17 protein-coding genes are annotated in these 16766 nt (G+C 64.6%); 11 read left to right on the forward strand and 6 right to left on the reverse strand.

Features of this window, described 5'->3' with window-relative positions:
- Nucleotides 1-13: 13 nt before the first annotated feature.
- The 5 genes from AC0L58_RS05275 (at nt 14) to AC0L58_RS05295 (ending at nt 6202) form a co-directional block, all read left to right on the forward strand.
- Nucleotides 14-1411: an SRPBCC family protein gene (locus AC0L58_RS05275; RefSeq protein ID WP_473687372.1), complete on the forward strand. Its 1398-nt coding sequence runs from the start codon at nt 14-16 to the stop codon at nt 1409-1411.
- A 189-nt stretch (nt 1412-1600) separates the two neighbouring features.
- The gene (locus AC0L58_RS05280) at nt 1601-2542 is read left to right on the forward strand and encodes an ABC transporter ATP-binding protein (RefSeq protein ID WP_473687374.1); all 942 of its coding nucleotides are present in this window, start codon (nt 1601-1603) and stop codon (nt 2540-2542) included.
- Nucleotides 2539-3273, forward strand: coding sequence for an ABC transporter permease subunit (locus AC0L58_RS05285; RefSeq protein ID WP_473687376.1), 735 nt, complete (start codon nt 2539-2541; stop codon nt 3271-3273). Before AC0L58_RS05280 ends, AC0L58_RS05285 begins: the two co-directional genes overlap by 4 nt.
- 12 nt (nt 3274-3285) lie before the next feature.
- The gene (locus AC0L58_RS05290; RefSeq protein ID WP_473687378.1) at nt 3286-5208 is read left to right on the forward strand and encodes a GldG family protein; all 1923 of its coding nucleotides are present in this window, start codon (nt 3286-3288) and stop codon (nt 5206-5208) included.
- Nucleotides 5209-5329: 121 nt separating this feature from the next.
- Nucleotides 5330-6202 (forward strand): cytochrome c oxidase assembly protein, encoded by an 873-nt coding sequence (locus tag AC0L58_RS05295; RefSeq protein WP_473687380.1) that lies wholly within the window; start codon nt 5330-5332, stop codon nt 6200-6202.
- A gap of 17 nt (nt 6203-6219) precedes the next feature.
- Here the strand turns inward: AC0L58_RS05295 and AC0L58_RS05300 are convergent, their stop codons facing one another.
- Together AC0L58_RS05300 and AC0L58_RS05305 are read right to left on the reverse strand one after the other, a co-directional pair.
- Nucleotides 6220-6696 carry a copper chaperone PCu(A)C gene (locus tag AC0L58_RS05300; RefSeq protein ID WP_473687382.1) on the reverse strand — a complete coding sequence of 159 codons (477 nt, stop codon included), beginning with the start codon at nt 6694-6696 and terminating at the stop codon, nt 6220-6222.
- Nucleotides 6693-7307, reverse strand: coding sequence for an SCO family protein (locus tag AC0L58_RS05305; RefSeq protein WP_473687384.1), 615 nt, complete (start codon nt 7305-7307; stop codon nt 6693-6695). Before AC0L58_RS05305 ends, AC0L58_RS05300 begins: the two co-directional genes overlap by 4 nt.
- Before the next feature lie 82 nt (nt 7308-7389).
- Between AC0L58_RS05305 and AC0L58_RS05310 the strand changes: the two genes are divergently transcribed.
- From AC0L58_RS05310 to AC0L58_RS05320, 3 genes are all read left to right on the forward strand, one after another.
- Nucleotides 7390-7767 (forward strand): DUF423 domain-containing protein, encoded by a 378-nt coding sequence (locus AC0L58_RS05310; RefSeq protein ID WP_473688590.1) that lies wholly within the window; start codon nt 7390-7392, stop codon nt 7765-7767.
- A 114-nt stretch (nt 7768-7881) separates the two neighbouring features.
- Entirely contained in the window at nt 7882-9063 is a 1182-nt protein-coding gene (gene purT, locus AC0L58_RS05315) for a formate-dependent phosphoribosylglycinamide formyltransferase (protein ID WP_473687386.1), read from the forward strand.
- 69 nt (nt 9064-9132) lie between these two features.
- On the forward strand, nt 9133-10653 hold the full coding sequence (locus AC0L58_RS05320) for an FMN-binding glutamate synthase family protein (protein ID WP_473687388.1): 1521 nt from the start codon (nt 9133-9135) through the stop codon (nt 10651-10653).
- A 101-nt stretch (nt 10654-10754) separates the two neighbouring features.
- On the opposite strand, the gene AC0L58_RS05325 is transcribed toward AC0L58_RS05320, so the two are convergent.
- The 4 genes from AC0L58_RS05325 to AC0L58_RS05340 are packed head-to-tail and all read right to left on the reverse strand — an operon-like array spanning nt 10755 to nt 13443.
- Nucleotides 10755-11462, reverse strand: coding sequence for an arginyltransferase (locus AC0L58_RS05325; RefSeq protein WP_473687390.1), 708 nt, complete (start codon nt 11460-11462; stop codon nt 10755-10757).
- A gap of 55 nt (nt 11463-11517) precedes the next feature.
- Complete coding sequence (locus AC0L58_RS05330; RefSeq protein WP_473687392.1) at nt 11518-11910, reverse strand: hypothetical protein; 393 nt, start codon at nt 11908-11910, stop codon at nt 11518-11520.
- Nucleotides 11911-11951: 41 nt separating this feature from the next.
- Nucleotides 11952-12827, reverse strand: coding sequence for an acyl-CoA thioesterase II (gene tesB / locus AC0L58_RS05335; protein ID WP_473687394.1), 876 nt, complete (start codon nt 12825-12827; stop codon nt 11952-11954).
- 55 nt (nt 12828-12882) lie between these two features.
- On the reverse strand, nt 12883-13443 hold the full coding sequence (locus AC0L58_RS05340; RefSeq protein WP_473687396.1) for an N-acetylmuramoyl-L-alanine amidase: 561 nt from the start codon (nt 13441-13443) through the stop codon (nt 12883-12885).
- A gap of 103 nt (nt 13444-13546) precedes the next feature.
- Between AC0L58_RS05340 and AC0L58_RS05345 the strand changes: the two genes are divergently transcribed.
- From AC0L58_RS05345 to AC0L58_RS05355, 3 genes are all read left to right on the forward strand, one after another.
- Nucleotides 13547-14074 (forward strand): alpha/beta family hydrolase, encoded by a 528-nt coding sequence (locus tag AC0L58_RS05345; RefSeq protein ID WP_473687398.1) that lies wholly within the window; start codon nt 13547-13549, stop codon nt 14072-14074.
- Nucleotides 14071-16257 (forward strand): bifunctional 23S rRNA (guanine(2069)-N(7))-methyltransferase RlmK/23S rRNA (guanine(2445)-N(2))-methyltransferase RlmL, encoded by a 2187-nt coding sequence (rlmKL, locus tag AC0L58_RS05350; protein WP_473687400.1) that lies wholly within the window; start codon nt 14071-14073, stop codon nt 16255-16257. The genes AC0L58_RS05345 and rlmKL overlap by 4 nt, the downstream gene beginning before the upstream one ends.
- A 62-nt stretch (nt 16258-16319) precedes the next feature.
- A complete protein-coding gene (locus tag AC0L58_RS05355) occupies nt 16320-16763 on the forward strand; it encodes a hypothetical protein (protein WP_473687402.1) in 444 nt (147 codons plus the stop codon).
- The last annotated feature ends 3 nt before the right edge of the window (nt 16764-16766 follow it).

Consider the following 16766-nt stretch of genomic DNA (forward strand, 5'->3'; position numbering starts at 1 on the left):
GGAGAACTCTGGAATGATGCGTTTCTTTGAATTTCTGGTTGCCCTGGTCATCGTTGCGGTGCTTGGTGTCCTGGCAGCGGTGGTCATGCCCAGCAGCGGTCATGTCGAACGCCAGCTGGTCATCGGCAAGGATTTGCGGCCGGTGTACGACATTCTCAACAATTTCCGGCGGTTCCCGGATTACGCTGCGCTCCGTTCGATGGATCCCGATGTGCAGTTCAAGTTCTCCGGCAAGGCCTATGGACCGGGTGCGGAAGTCAGCTGGACCAGCGGCGATTCCAAAATTGGTGATGGCGGCCTGACCATCGCCAGCGCCACGCCGGAATTCGACCAGATCGACAGCAACACCCAGAACGCGACCATCGTCTGGAATCTGGACAACAGCTGGCGCGGCCTCGACAAGCATTTCACTCTCGAATTGGAACGTCAGGGGCACGGCCGCCTGACCCAGGTCACCTGGTCCTACGACGTCAAGTACGGCTGGAACCTGGTCAACCGGTTCGCCAACCTCTATATCCATGGTGATCCCGATTCGTTCATCCAGTTCAGCTTGAATGACCTGCAGAACGTGCTGGCAGGCGTCGCCAACGTCGACTACAGCGACCTGGCGCCAAAGATTGCGCAGTCGCAGCCGACTCCCGTGCTGTTCGTCACCCGCCACATCGATCGCAGCAAGGGTGGTACCGAGGTGCTGGACGACGTCATGGCCCAGGCGAACACCGAGCTGAAGGCACAGGCCAAGAAGCTGGGGGTCAATGTCACGGGCCCGTCGATCCTGTTCATCACCAACTACGGTGATCCTGATTTCGACTTCGATGTGGCGCTGCCGATTGATTCGAGCACGCTTACCATCGATGGACAGGCACAGCAGCTCACGCCGCCCACCGCGCCGGCACTTGCCGGTGCAGCCCAGCCGGCCGAGCCGGCCGAGGCCAGCACCGCCGCGGATGCGCCCAAGGCTGCCGGACCTGCCCCGGGAAGCCGTGACAGTTCCGGTCGACTGGTGGTCGAGGGCGACGTGCGCGGCATGATGGCGTTCGGTGGTCCTACTCTGCAAGGCACCTGGGACGGTACCTTCAACGGCGTGCCGCAGACCGTGAAGATGCTGACTGCCTATGCGCAGACGCACGGCTACAAGTTCGACAGCACCGTGAGCCCGCCGTATGACATCGTGACGACGCCGCAGGTGAATGACGCCAGCGGTGGCATCACGTCCTATGCCGTCCATCAGGTGTCGCTGCCGCTGATCGAAGCGCCGGCACAGACGCCGGAGCAGGAAGCCGGTGTACAGCCTGCGACCGACGATTCGGGCAATGCGCCGGCCAGCGCGAGCTCCGCACCGGCTCCTGCCGGCAGCGTGGCCCCGGCCGGCAGCGCTGCCGCTCCTGCGGAATCCGGTACTGCGGAATAGAGTGTCGGAGAGTGCGGCATGACCAAGGCCCTCCCGTGACGGGAGGGCCTTTTTGTTTGAGGGAGTCCGACCGGCGGGGCGCGCTGCCGTGAGGACCGCCGGGTCTTGCGGTACATTCCGCGAAGAGCGCGGCGCCGATGCGGCATCCGGCATACTTGCCGAACGTCGTGCAACGACCTGCCAGCGGACATGATCGAAACCGAACAGCTCACCCGATGCTATGGCAACCTCACCGCAGTCGATGCGTTGAGCATCCGTGTCGAGCCAGGTCAGGTGCTTGGTCTGCTCGGCCCCAATGGCGCGGGCAAATCCACTGCGATGCGCATGATCGCCGGGTTCCTGGTGCCGACCTCGGGCCGGGCGTGGGTGTGCGGTCACGATGTGATGCGCGAGCCGTTGCAGGCCAAGCGTGCGCTGGGCTACCTGCCCGAGGGTGCGCCAAGCTACGACGAGATGACGGTACGCGAGTTTCTCAATTTCATCGTGCGCATACGTGGCCTGAAGGACGAAACCGGTTACCGTCGTTTTCACGAAGTGGTGCAGCAGCTGCAACTGGAAGACGTGTTGGGGCTGGGCATCGACACACTGTCCAAGGGTTTGCGCCGGCGCGTCGGGCTGGCCCAGGCGATCCTGCATGATCCGCCGGTGCTGATGCTGGACGAGCCTACTGACGGTCTGGATCCGAACCAGAAACACGCGGTGCGGCAGTTGATTGACGTGATGGCCCGCGACCGCACCATCCTGATTTCCACGCATCTGCTTGAAGAGGTGCACGCCTTGTGCAACCGGGTGGTGATCATCGCCCGCGGCAAGCTGATGGCGGATGCCACCCCGGCCGAGCTGGAGGCCCGCTCGCGCTATCACGGGGCAGTGTCGTTCAGCGCGCCAGGCAGCGGCATGTCGCAGGAAATGCTGGGTCGGTTGCCACAGGTGGCGGCGATCGAGGTCGATCCGCTGGACGGACGCGTCACCGTATTCCCGAAGCCCGGCGAGCGGATTCTGGAGCCGGTGGAAGTCCTGCTTCGCGAACAAGGACTGGAGGTTTCGGAGATCCAGCTCGAACGCGGCCGCCTGGACGAGGTTTTCCGGCAGATCACCAGCGAAAGCAATCAAGCCGGAGCAAGCGCATGAGCCCGGTCAGCGCAGTGATGCGGCGCGAGTTGCGCAGCTATTTCGTGACGCCGGTGGCCTATGTGTTTCTGGTGATCTTCCTGGTGCTGGCCGGCATCCTCACGTTCTACGTTGGCGACTTCTACGAGCGCGGCCTGGCCGACTTGCAGCCGTTCTTCGGGATGCATCCGTGGCTGTACCTGATCCTGGTGCCGGCGATCACCATGCGCATGTGGGCCGAGGAGACCAAGGGCGGCACGCTGGAACTGTTGCTGACGCTTCCACTGAGCCTGTGGCAGGCCATGCTCGGCAAGTTCCTCGCCGCATGGCTGTTCATCGGGCTGGCGCTGGTGTTGACCTTTCCGATCTGGATCACCGTCAACTACCTGGGCACGCCGGACAACGGCGTGATTCTGGCCGGTTACGTGGGGAGCTGGTTGATGGCTGGTACCTTCATTGCCATCGGCGCGTGTCTGTCGGCGCTGACCCGCAACCAGGTGGTGGCTTTCATCCTCACTGCGTTGGTATGCGTGCTGCTGATTCTGGCGGGGCAGCCGCAGGTGCTGGACTTTTTCCAGGGGGCGCTGCCTCGTCGCCTGGTCAATGCGGTGGCGCACCTGTCGATGCTGCGCCATTTCGAGGCGATCTCGCGGGGCGTGCTGGATCTGCGCGACCTGGTGTACTTCCTGCTCAGCACGCTGGGCTGGCTGGTTGCCGGCGTGCTGCTGCTTGATCTGAAGCGGACGCGCTGAGCGATGGTACGCATGCGCCTTCCCCGATGGCATCTGCCCCGGTCGTTTACCCGGCCATTGCAACTCACCCGACGTGGCGCGCTGTACGCCGGATTGGTCGTGCTGGTGCTGGTATTCGTCCCGCTGATCGTGACCACCAGTCGCTGGCTGCATCCGACCCGGATCGATCTCACCGCCGACAAGCTCTACACCCTCACGCCGGGCACGTTGCAGATCGTCGACAACCTGCAACGGCCGCTGCGCCTGACCCTGTATTTTTCCCAGCACGCCACCCGCGATCTGCCGCAGTTGCGCAGCTACGAGCAGCGCGTAGGCGAGATGTTGCAGGAGATGGTAGCGCGTTCGCACGGGCGCATCCGCTTGCGCGTCATTGATCCGGTGCCTTATTCGGACGACGAGGCGAGCGCCGAGGGAGCCGGCCTGATCGCCGCCAACGGTGGCAGCAACGGCGAGCGTGTGTTTTTCGGACTGGCCGGCAGCGCCATGCCGAAGGGCGCGGAGGGCGAAGACGAAGAGGAACGTGCGCCCGAGAAGACCTTGTCGATCGCCTTCTTCGACCCTTCGCGCGAGGCCTTTCTCGAATACGACATCGCCAAGCTGCTGTACGAACTGAACCAGGCCGAAAAGCCGTCGATCGGTGTGATCAGCTCATTGCCGGTGGAGGGTGCGCCGGCACTGGACGAACAGCCCTGGGCGGTGATGCAGCAGCTGGCACAGCTGTTCAAGGTGCAGATGCTGGATGCCGGCACCTTGAAGCAGGTCGACAGCAAGCTCAAGGTGCTGCTGCTGATCCACCCGAAAGACCTGCCGGCCGCCGCGCAATATGCGATTGACCAATATGTCATGCATGGCGGCCATCTGGTGGTCTTTGTCGATCCCGACGCCGAGCTCGATAGCAGTCCGCTGCGGCCGGATACCAGCGGATTGCCGGCGCACGCGTCGAATCTGCCGCGCCTGTTTGCGGCATGGGGAGTCAGTTACGACCCAGCCCGGATCGTGCTCGACCGCAGTCGCAGCCTGCAGATCGAGTTGGCTGGCAACAGCCTCAATCACCCCGCGATGCTCTGGTTTGGCGAGCAGGAGCTCAATCGCAACGATCCGGTCACCGCCAGTCTGAAGCGGATCAACGTCTCCACGGCTGGCCATTTCGACCTCACGCCAACCGCACGCACCCGCTTGATTCCGCTGTTGCAAAGCAGCGCCGATGCCGAGTTGGTGCCCACGCAGGAGGTGATGGACGCCAGCAGCGACCCGACCCGGTTGTTGCAGGACTACAAGGCGGACAACGCACACTATGTGGTGGCGGCGCGGCTGCATGGCACCTTTGTCAGTGCGTTTCCCGGGGACGCCGGCAAGCCGGGTTATCGCGGTGAGTCGGCGCCAAACGCCGAGATCGTCCTGGTGGCCGACACCGACCTGCTCAGCGACCGCTTGTGGGTGGAGCCGCAGACCATACTGGGCCAGACGATGATCCGGATCTTCGCCAACAACGGCGACTTCATCACCAACCTTGTCGACAACCTCAACGGGTCGTCCGCGCTGCTGTCGATCCGCGCCCGTTCCACCTCGCAGCGCCCGTTCACGCGGGTGCAGGCGCTGCGCAACGTGGCGGACCAGAAGTTCCTGCAAAAAGAGCAGGAGCTGGAGAAGGAATTGGCCGACACCCGGCATCGGCTGGACGAATTGCAGCCGGCCAAGGGTACCCATCCCAGCACGATCACGCCCGAGCAACGTCGCGAGATCGAGCAGTTCCGCCAGCGTCAGTTGGCGATCAACAAGGAGCTGCGCGACGTGCAGCACCAGCTCAATGCCGAGATCGACGCGCTGGGTCTGCGCCTGAAGGTGATCAACATCGTATTGGTGCCGGGGCTGGTGGTACTGATAGGCTTGCTGTACGGCTGGCGCCGCACCCGACACAGCCGGCGCCGGCGCTGAAAGCGGCAATCTGTCGCAAGCCGGCCCGGCCGTCGAGGCAGACACCACGCGTACATCGCATTATGCTGGGCGGTGGTTGCCGGCCGTTGCCGGCGCGAATGGATGTGGCGGTAGCCTGATTGTGATTGCAACGCTGTTGAAATGGGTGGTGCCGTGGGAATTCTCGTGGGTGTTTCTGGCCACGTTCCTGCTGGCATGCGTGCTGTACTGGCGCGGCAGCCGGCGCCTGCGCGTGGGCTTCGGTCGCCAGTTGGCGTTCTGGACCGGCATGGCGATCATCTACCTGTCGCTGCACACCTATCTCGACTACTACGCCGAGCATGAGTTCTTCATGCATCGCCTGCAGCAGTTGTTGCTGCATCACCTGGCGCCGCTGCTGATCGTCACCGCGTATCCGGTGAGCGCGCTGCGCGCCGGCCTTCCGCTGGCGTGGCGGGTGCGTCTGTTGCGACCTTTGCAGCGATCCTGGCCATGGCGGGTGGTGATGGGGGTGCTGATGAACCCGACCATCGCCACCGTGCTGTTCGTCGTGTTCGTGCTGATCTGGCTGATCCCGGACCTGCAGACGCTGGCGATGCTGGATTGGCGCGTCTATCGCTTCATGAACTGGACAATGCTGATCAGTGGCTTCGCGTACTGGTCGCTGGTGCTGGATCACCGGCCGCATCCGCCCGGCCGGATGGTGGCGGGCATGCGGGTGTTGTCACCGGCGATCACCATGACGCCGCAAATCCTGGCCGGCGCCATCGTCACGTTCTCGCGCACCGATCTGTACCCGATCTTCGAGATTTGCGGACGAGCGTTCACCTTCAACGTGTTGACCGGCCAGATGATCGGCGGACTGATCACCTGGGTGCCGGCAGCCCTGATCGAATCGGTCGGCGGCCTGATGGCCCTGCGTCTGTGGCTGCGGCTGTCGCGCAACGGGCGCTTGCCGCGTCGATCACTGCCGCTGCGACCACCGGCGGCGATCGCCGGCAGCCTGCCCGACTGAGCGTCGGGCATTGGCAATCAGTGCGAGGTGTGGTCCGCGTGGCTGCTGCCGTCGTCCAGCGCATTGGCCGGGCGTGCCATGAAGTCGGTGGGCAGGGTGCTGCCGTCGCTGAACTTCAGCAACAGACGTACCGTGGTGCCCGGCTTCACCGTCGCCACCGGCTGCATCAGCATCAGGTGGTAACCGGCGGGGGCCAGGGCCGCCGTGCCGTGTGCGGGCACCGGCAGTGAATCCACCATGGTCATGCGACTGACGCCACCCTCGGTCGAGCTGTGGTGCAGCATCACCTGCGCATACGCCGTGCTGCTGGCGCCAGTCAGGGCGACCGGCTGGTCGCCGGTGTTTTCCAGGGTCACGTAGGCACCAGCCGGCAGGCTGCCGGGCAGCACGCGGATCCAGGCATGCGTGGCGCGCACGTGATCGGCGGCCGTGGCGTGCACCGCAGGCGCGAGTGCCAGGCCGGCGAGCAGCGCGAACAAGGGGGCGTGTTTCATGTCGGGTCTCCACTGTTGAGCAGGAGGTGCAGGTCGTGCACCAGATCGTCCTGTTTGCTGGCTGGCGTGAACAGCACGCGCGGATTGCCATCGCGGTCGAACACGTAGATCGCCGAACTGTGACTGACTTCGTAGCTGCCGTCCTTGCTCGCAGGCTCGCGGGTGAACGCGGAACGGTACCGCTTCACCAGCGCCTCGATGTCCCGTGGCTTGCCGGTGAGGCCGGTGGCGCGTGCATCGAATGCCCTGACATAGCTGTGCAGTACGGCGGGCGTGTCGCGGGCAGGGTCCACGCTGACGAACAGGATGCGCGCGCCATCGGCAAGCTTGCCCAGGCGCTGCATCACCACGTGCAGATGGGCCATGGTCAGCGGACACACGTCCGGGCAATGGGTGTAGCCGAAATACAGCAGCACGACCTTGCCCCGGTAGTCCTCCGCGGAGACGGTCTTGCCTTCGTCATTGGTCAGCGTGAATTTCAGCTGCGGCATGTGGCCGGTGAGGTTGGTCAGTCGCAACGGCAGCGGCGTGGCACCGTGGCAGCCGGCGAGCAACAGGCCGAGAACCACCAACAGCGGCAGGGCGAGCGGGCGAAACGAGGGCAACTTCATGCGAAAATCCCTGAACTTCATCTGTTCAAGCATACGCCAGCGCTTGCCGGATGAGGCTCCAGATCCGGGAATTCCGTTCATGCTGCGACAACCTGTCACTACCCGAATCGCGTTGCTGGTGGCTGTCGCCGGCGCCAGCGCGGTCCTGCTCGGCGCGTTTGGTGCGCATGCGCTGCGTGATGTGCTCGACGCCCGACAGCACGAGCTGCGGCATACCGCCGTGGACTATCACGTCTGGCATGCGCTGGCCCTGGTGCTGGCGGTGGGGCTGGGTCGCGGGCGCGGCCGGAAGTGGGCCATCGGCGCCTTCGTGCTCGGCATCGTGCTGTTCAGCGGCAGCCTGTATGCACTGGCCCTGGGTGCGCCGCGCTGGACCGGCATCATCACGCCGTTCGGCGGCGTGGCCTTCGTCGTCGGCTGGGTGGCCCTGGGCTGGTCCCTGCCGAAGTCGGGAGACTGATACAGCATCGCTGCGCGGACCAAGCGGCCCGCGCGTCGGTTTCCCGCGAGGTCCCGGCGCGGACCGGCGCGAGGCCGGATACGTACAATGCACGTTTTCATAGGGAGCGCAGCGATGAAGCCAATCGGTACCCCCTGTTCCGAACACGCCCTGCGCGTGTTGTTGCTGGGCGCAGGCGAGTTGGGCAAGGAGGTGGCCATCGAGCTGCAGCGCTTTGCGGTCGAGGTGATTGCGGTCGACCGCTACGCCAACGCACCGGCGATGCAGGTGGCTCATCGCAGCCATTTGGTCGACATGCTGGATGGCAAGGCGCTGCGTGCAGTCATCGAGCTGGAAAGGCCCGATCTGGTGGTGCCCGAGATCGAGGCAATCCACACCCCGACCTTGCTGGAACTGGAAAAGAACGGGCAGCGGGTGATTCCGACTGCCCGCGCGGCATGGCTGACGATGGATCGTGAGGGCATCCGTCGGTTGGCCGCCGAGGATCTGGGTTTGCCGACTTCACCGTACCGATTCTGCGGCGACGAAGCGGAGTATCGCGAGGCCGCCGAGGCCATCGGCTATCCGTTCGTGATCAAGCCGGTGATGAGCTCCTCCGGCAAGGGCCAGAGCGTGGTACGCGATGGCGGCGAGCTGCAGCAGGCATGGGACTACGCGCAATCCGGTGGGCGCGCCGGCAAGGGAAGGGTGATAGTCGAGGGTTTCGTCGCCTTCGATTACGAGATCACCATGCTCACCGTGCGCCACGTCGGTGGAGTGAGCTTTTGCGCGCCGATCGGTCATCGTCAGGAAGATGGCGATTACCGCGAGTCGTGGCAGCCGCAGCCGATGAGCGACGCGGCGCTGGCCGAGGCACAGCGCCAGGCTGCGGCGATCACGGCCGCACTCGGTGGTTGGGGCGTGTTCGGCGTGGAGTTTTTCGTGCGCGGCGACCAGGTGATTTTTTCCGAGGTAAGCCCGCGCCCGCACGACACCGGCCTGGTCACCCTGATTTCGCAGGAGCTGTCCGAGTTCGCGCTTCATGCGCGCGCCATCCTGGGCCTGCCGATTCCGGTGATCCACCAGTACGGACCGTCGGCCTCGTGCGCAGTGCTGGTCGAAGGCGACGGTGCCGCGCCGCGTTATCGCAACGTGGCCGAAGCACTGGCCGAGCCGGACACGCAGCTGCGGTTGTTCGGCAAACCCACGGTCAGCGGTCGTCGGCGCATGGCGGTGACACTGGCGCGTGCGGATACGCTGGAAGCGGCGGTGGCCAAGGCGGTGCGGGCGAAGGAGCAACTGCGCATCGAGTTGTAACGGCGGCGAATGACCGCGGTCGATGCGCTACGCTTGCGTAATCGCGTGTGACGACAAGGGGACGACGGGATGGAATCGACGGGATTTTCGCATTGGCTGGTCGTGCTGGTGGAAACCATCGCCCTGGTGGCGTTGTTGCTGTTCATACTGGCGCTGCTGGTACTGGCCGTGACCTGGGTGGTCGACCGCAACCAGACCTCCAATGCGGTGCTTCGCAACTTCCCGGTGATCGGACACTTTCGTTACTGGTTCCTGCACCTGGGCGAGTTCTTCCGCCAGTACCTGTTTTCGAGTGATCGCGAGGAGCTGCCGTTCAATCGTGCGCAGCGGGTGTGGGTTTATCGTGCCGCGAAGAACGCGGAGAACACCAACGCGTTTGGCTCGACCCGCGACCTGCGTGCCGAAGGTGTGCCGTTCTTTGTCAACGCACCGTTTCCCTCGCTGGGCAACCATCACGTGGATCCGAAGCCGGTGCGGATCGGGCCGTATGCGCGCGAACCCTACGATCACGCGGCGTTCTTCAACATCTCGGCGATGAGCTTTGGCGCGTTGTCGGCGCCGGCGGTGCGTGCGTTGTCGATCGGTGCAGCCAAGGCCGGCATCTGGATGGATACCGGCGAGGGCGGCCTGGCGCCCTACCACCTGGAAGGCGGTTGCGACATCGTGTTCGAGATCGGTACCGCCAAGTACGGCGTGCGCACGCCGGATGGCAAGCTGGACGACGGCAAGTTGCAGGCGATCTGCGCGCACAAGCAGGTCAAGATGGTCAGTATCAAGCTCGGCCAAGGCGCCAAGCCGGGCATGGGTGGCTTGTTGCCGGCGGCCAAGGTCACCGAGGAGATCGCGGCGATTCGCGGCATTCCCGTCGGCGAGGATTCGCAAAGCCCGAACCGCCATCTGGACATCGCCAACGTGTCGCAACTGATGGACGCGATCGAGCACATCCGCGAACTGACCGGCAAGCCGACCGGCTTCAAGGCGGTGTTCGGTGGCATGGCATGGATCGAGGAGCTGTGCGACGAGGTTGACCGCCGCGGCATCGAGAGCGCGCCCGATTTCATCATCGTCGACGGTTCCGAAGGCGGCACCGGTGCCGCGCCACAGACGCTGATGGAAGGCGTCGGCCTGCCGCTGCACGAGGCGCTGCCCGAATTGATCGACACGTTGATCCGGCGTGGGCAGCGTCAGCGCATCAAGGTCATCTGCTCGGGCAAGTGCATCACGGCGTATGACGTGGCACGCGTGATGTCGATCGGCGCGGACTTCGTCAATTCGGCACGCGGATTCATGCTGTCGCTGGGCTGCATCCAGTCACTGCAGTGCAACCGCAACACCTGTCCCACCGGCATCACCACGCAGAACCCCAAGCTTCAGCGTGGCCTGGTGGTCACCGACAAGAGCGAGAAGGTGTACCACTACGCGAAGAACGTGATGCACGAGGTTGGTATCATCGCGCACAGTTGCGGCGTCGACGATCCGCGCCAGCTGGATCGTTCGCATTGCCGCGTGGTCGGTGATGACGGTCTGTCGGTGTCGCTGGAAAAGCTCCACCCGTATCCGGAGAGGCGAGAAGTGAGAAGTGAGAAGTGAGAGAAAGCCGGCAGTCCGTATCGTGCCGCTTTCTCTCACTTCTCGCTCCTCTTCACTCACTCCTCCGGCGCCAGCGAAGTGGCAGGCCGTGCCCGGCCGCCCTACGGCATTTCGTGCCAGCCGCTGGCCGTGCGCAGTTGCAGCGGTTTGAACCGCCGCTTGTAATCCATCTTCGGATGACCGTCGATCCAGAAACCGAGATAAAGCCATGGCACGCCGCGGCGGCGGGCCAGCGCGATCTGTTGCAGGATCGCGAGGGTCCCCAGGCTGCGTGTGGTTTGGTCGGGATCATAGAACGTGTAGACGGCTGAAATACCTGTCACGCAGACATCGGTCACCGCTACCGCGAGCAGGTGCTCGCCGTGTCGCAGCTCCAGGAACAGGGTGGGACTCCATGGCGCGGTGAGGAAGCGGCGGAAGTCGCTGGCATCGGCGTCGTCCATGCCGCCACCGGGGTGCCGGCTGCGCAGGTAGCGTTCGTACAAGGCGTGGCGTTCGCGGTTGTAGCCGGGCATGCATTCGCGGATGACCACGTCGGCGTTACGCTTCAGGCAGCGCTTTTGTGCGCGATCAGGCTGGAAATGCTCCACGTCGATGCGGCATGGCGTGCACGCGTGGCATTGCGGGCAATGCGGAAAATACAGATGCCCGCCTGCGCGGCGAAAGCCACGCTCCAGTGCCGGGCCGTAAAGCTGATCCAGGCGCGGTGCCGCCGGATCGAGCACCAGGTTCTGCGCGGTACGCTCAGGGTAATAGCCGCAGGTATGCGGCAGAGTCTGGAACAGGCGTACGGGATCGGAGCGGCGCATGATCCGATTCTATGCCGGCACAGTCGCACCATTCCAGCAGGTGCAAGTGGTCCGTTCAGAACACCCCGAGATAGCGCAGCATCTGCACCGCAAAAACCACCAACACGGTGAGTAGCAGGACTCTTCGTATCCGCGTGGCGATTCGCGTGCGGCGGTCGATGGGTGACGGGTTGCGCGCGGCCGCCAGCTCCTCGCCGTGGCGGATGACCGGGTCGATGCCCAGATCGATCAGCAGCTTGCGTGCCTTGCTGTAGTCATCGGCATGGGTGATCCACACCTGTGGCCACTGGCTGCGGTCCTGGCGACGCGGCGCGTAGCTGTGCCGTTGCCACGTCGGCCGGTCGTAGTTCGAGCGATTGGACACGGTCGCCTGAATGCCGTGTTCGGCCATCAGGGCGACCACGGAATCGATGTTTTGCTGGCGGGGCGAGGTGTAGATCTGACGCATGGGGACAGTTTACGCGAACGCCTTTGAACGGGCGTTCATGATCACGCGGCGGAGCCGTTGCGTACGCGGATCAGCCCTTCCTGCGCGGTGGATGCGACCAGCCGCCCGTCCTGGCTGAAGATCTGCCCGCGCGCGAGTCCGCGCCCGCCCTGGGCAGTGGGGCTGTCGAACGAATACAGCAGCCACTCGTCGACGCGGAACGGGCGATGGAACCACAGTGCGTGGTCGAGGCTGGCCATCTGCACGTTCCGGGTCATGTAGGAAATGCCGTGCGGCAGCGTCGCGGTGCCGACAAGATGGAAGTCGGACGCATAGGCAAGCAGCGCGCGATGGAGGATGGCGGAATCGCCAATCGGCGAGGTCAGCCGGAACCAGATGTGCTGGATCGGCGGTCGCTTGACCGGATGCAGTTCGTCACGCGGCCACACCTGACGGAACTCAAGCGGCCCATCGATACCCAGCCAACGCTGCAGCTTCACCGGCAGCCGCTCCAGTTCATCCGGGGGCAGGTGACGCATCGGCTCCAGATCGTCCGGTGCGGGCACTTCCGGCATCGAGGTCTGGTGTTCGACACCTTGCTCGGGCTGCTGGAAGGAAATGGAGCCGTTCAGAATCGGCTGTCCATGCTGGATCGCCACTACCCGGCGCGACGAAAACGAACCGCCATCGCGCGTGCGCTCCACGTTGTAGACGATGGGCGCCTCGATATCGCCGGCACGGAGAAAATACGCATGCAACGAATGCGCCTCGCGCGTCGGGTCGACCGTCTCCTGCGCCGCCGCCAGCGCCTGCCCCAGCACCTGTCCGCCAAATACAAAACGGGTGCCGATGTCACGACTCTGGCCGCGGAACAGGTTGTCCTCCAGCCGTTCGAGCTGCAGCAGTTCGACCAGTTCAGTGACGTGGTTGGGGGGCATGGAAAACGCTCGCGATCAAGACGGAATCGCAGATTATAAGCGTTGTGGCAGGTTTCTAGCCTGCATCGTGCCGTACGAGTCCGCTGTCGCGCAGCACCTCATCCCACGGGAACATGGGGCCGGGATCGAGCTTGCGGCGCACCTGTTTGTCCGGTGCATCGCTGGCCGGAACCATGTCGGTATCGAGTTCCTCGTGGCCGGCAATCTCGCGCAGGTTGGGAAACTGCTCGCGCAAATGCGCCAGCAAACGGCGCAAGGCGTCGATCTGCACGTCGGGATAGGGCTCGGTCATGTCCTGGTGGCGTGTGTCCTGCCAGTCCGGATAGCGGCCCAGATTCACCAGTTCGATGCCGATCGAGTACGGATTGTGACCGCGCACATGGTTGGCGATGCGCGTGCCCGGAACGTAACGATGGATCGCGCCGTCACGATCGATGTAGAAGTGACCACTGTTGCCGGTGCCGCTGGCGTGCATCACTCGCTCGCCATACTCGCGCGCCGTGGCCAGGTCGGGCAGTTCGGTGCAATGAATCACCACCTGCACGACCTCGTCGGCGGTGCGCTCGGGAAGCGTGTCGGCATAGGGCAGCGGATCGTCGTGGATCGTCACGGTCATGGAGGTGTCTCGCGGAGGTTGGTTGGACAGGGTTGCGGGGTCGGATGCAAACGGCGCCTGTTACCATGCGCGCTTGCCTTTGTTGCGTGTTCAGGGAACTGCCATGCGTCGCCAGATCATACTTTCGCACGGCTCGGGTTCCAGCCCGGACGCGACCAAGGTCAGCATGCTGGCCATGCTCGCCGAATCCCTGGGCTGGAGTACGCAGCGCCCCGATTACCGCGCCGCCGACGCCCGCGGGCATGCCGATTCGGTGGCGCCCAGGATCGCCCGGCTGCGTGCCACCGTCGAGGCGCTGGATGCGCCGCCGCTGCTGGTTGGCTCCAGCATGGGTGCCTTCGTCTCCGGACTGGTCTCGCTTGACGTACCGGTGGCTGGCCTGCTGCTGCTGGCGACCCCGAGCGAGATTCCCGGCTATGCGCGCAAGTTCGATCTGCGCACGGAAGGGCCGACCTTGCTGGTGCATGGGTGGAGCGACGATGTCTGCCCCTTGGCGGGTGTGCAGCGCTTTGCCGCCAAGCGGCGCCTGCCGCTGCTGGTGCTCGATGACGACCATCGCCTGGGTGCCAGCATGGACATGATTGCGGCGCAGTTTCTGCACCTGCTTGATCAATTGGCGGATGTGGCATGAATCACTATTTCGCGACCTGTCCGAAAGGCTTGGAATATCTGCTGCGCGATGAATTGAGCGTGATTGGGGGCACTGATGTGCGTGAGGCGCTCGCCGGCGCGCATTTCTCGGGCACACTGGAAACCGCCTACCGCGCCTGCCTGTGGTCGCGCCTGGCCAGTCGCATCCTGCTGCCGCTGGCCGAGTTCGACGCGGCCGACGACGATGCGCTTTATCGCGGCGTGCAGGAGATCGACTGGAGCACTCATCTCGCCGCCCACGGGACGTTCGCCGTGGACGCGGGCACCGCGATGAGCAAGCTCACCCACAGCCAGTTCGTGGGCTTGCGCGTGAAGGACGCCGTGGTCGACCAGTTCCGTCAGCGCGACGGCAGTCGGCCCGGCATCGACACCGACGAGCCGGACATCCGCATCAACGTGCGCCTGCGCCGTGATCGCGCCACGGTGTCGCTGGACCTGGCTGGCACGCCGCTGCATCGGCGCGGCTGGCGCGAGGTGCAGGGCGAGGCGCCGCTGAAGGAAAACCTCGCCGCCGCGATGCTGCTGCGTGCGCGCTGGCCGGAGGTGTACGCCGCCGGAGGGGCGCTGGTCGATCCGATGTGCGGCTCCGGCACGCTGCTGATCGAAGCCGCCCTGATGGCCGCCGATGTCGCGCCCGGCCTGCGCCGTGAATACTTCGGCTTCCTGGGCTGGCAGCAGCACGATATCGCGCTGTGGCGCGGCTTGCTGGACGAGGCCACGCAGCGTGCGGAAGTCGGTTTGCGCGGTTTGCGCAGCGTGTTCTTCGGCAGTGATATCGATCCGCGCATGGTGCAGACGGCGAAACGAAACGCGCAGGAGGCCGATGTGGCCGGTTTCATCACCCTGGACAAGCAGGATGTGACCCACGCCACCGCCCCTGCCGGCGTCGACTACGGCCTGATCATCACCAACCCGCCGTACGGCGAGCGCCTGGGTGAACGTGCCGACATGCCGCGTCTGTACCGCGCACTGGGCGACACCATGCGTGCGCATTTCACCGGCTGGCGTGGCGCGGTGCTGGCGGGTGACCTGGAACTGGGCCGCGCGATGCAACTGCACGCGGACAAGCGCTATGCGTTGTACAACGGCGCGCTGGAAACGGTGCTGCTGACGTTCGACCTGAAACAGCGCGACACGAAACCGCGCGAGCCCAAGCCGTTGTCCGACGGTGCGCAGATGCTGAAGAACCGCCTGGAGAAGAATGTCAGGCATTTGCGCAAGCGGCTGGCTCGCGAGGGCATCCACTGCTGGCGTGCCTACGATCAGGATCTGCCGGAGTATGCCGCCGCGATCGACATCTATGGCGACACGCATGGCGACGACCATTTGCACATCCAGGAGTACCGCGCGCCGGCGGACGTGCCCGCCGACGTGGCGCGATTGCGCATGCGGGAGGTTGCGCGGGTTGCCGGAGAGGTGCTCGGCGTGCCGCGCGAGCGCATCGCGCTGAAGACCCGCGAGCGCGGCAAGGGTGGCTCGAAGTATGGCCAGCTCGATCAGCGCAACGAGTTCATCGAGGTCGAGGAGGATGGCCTGAAGTTTCTGGTCAATCTCACCGACTATCTCGACACCGGCCTGTTCCTCGACCATCGCCTGGTGCGCGCCAAGCTGCGCGAACTGGCCAGGGACAAGTGCTTCCTCAACCTGTTTGCCTACACCGCCACCGCCAGCGTGCACGCGGCGGCCGGCGGCGCGCTGGAAACCACCAGCGTGGACTTGTCCGCCACCTATCTCGAATGGGCGTCACGCAACCTGGTGCTCAACGGCTTCAGCGGCTCCAGTCATCGCCTGATGCAGGTCGACGCCATGGAGTTTCTGCAGCGCGACCGTGCTCATTACGGCCTGATCTTCGTCGATCCACCGACCTTCTCCAACTCCAAGCGCGCCGAGGATTTCGATGTGCAGCGCGATCACGTCAAGTTGCTGGACGCCTGCAACGAGCGCCTCACGCGCGACGGCGTGATCGTGTTCTCGAACAATTTCCGTCGCTTCAAGCTCGATCGGGAGGAGTTGGAACAGCGCTTCGAGATCGAGGACTGGACCGCGCACAGCATTCCCTTCGATTTCGCCCGGCGTGCGGATATTCACGGTTGCTGGTTGCTGCGTCGGCGTCGGCCCGACCCGGGCATCAACCCGTGGGACAGCGCCCGCATCAAAAAGTGAACCTTTCAGTTCATATTAAGGGTGCCGAGCCGAGTATCGGCGTCGTGCAACGGAGAACAATCATGACCAGACAGGGTTTGCTTGGTACCGGCAAGTTCGTGGCGATCGGGCTGGCGATGGCGGCTGCGGTAGCGATGCCGCTGAGTGCCTCGGCGCGCGGCTGGGGTGGCCACGGTTATCACGGTGGCTATCACCATGGCGGCTACAGCCACGGCTATTACGGCGGCCATTACCGCCATGGTGGCTACCGGCATGGCGGCCGCTGGATTGCCGGAGCGATCGTCACCGGCGCCGTGGTGGGCCTGGTTGCGGATGCCATGCGGCCGGCGCCGGTCTACTACGAGCGTCCGGTGGTGTACGGCCCGCCGCCTAGTGTGATTTACGAGCAAGCGCCGCCCGTGGTGACCCGTCGCGTGGTGCGCACGCGTACCGTGGTTTATGACGATGCCTATGGCACCCGCTACATCCGCGACGACGGTTACGATCACGATGACGACGACGATTGAACT

It is taken from the genome of Rhodanobacter sp. G2-10 (assembly GCF_055809185.1).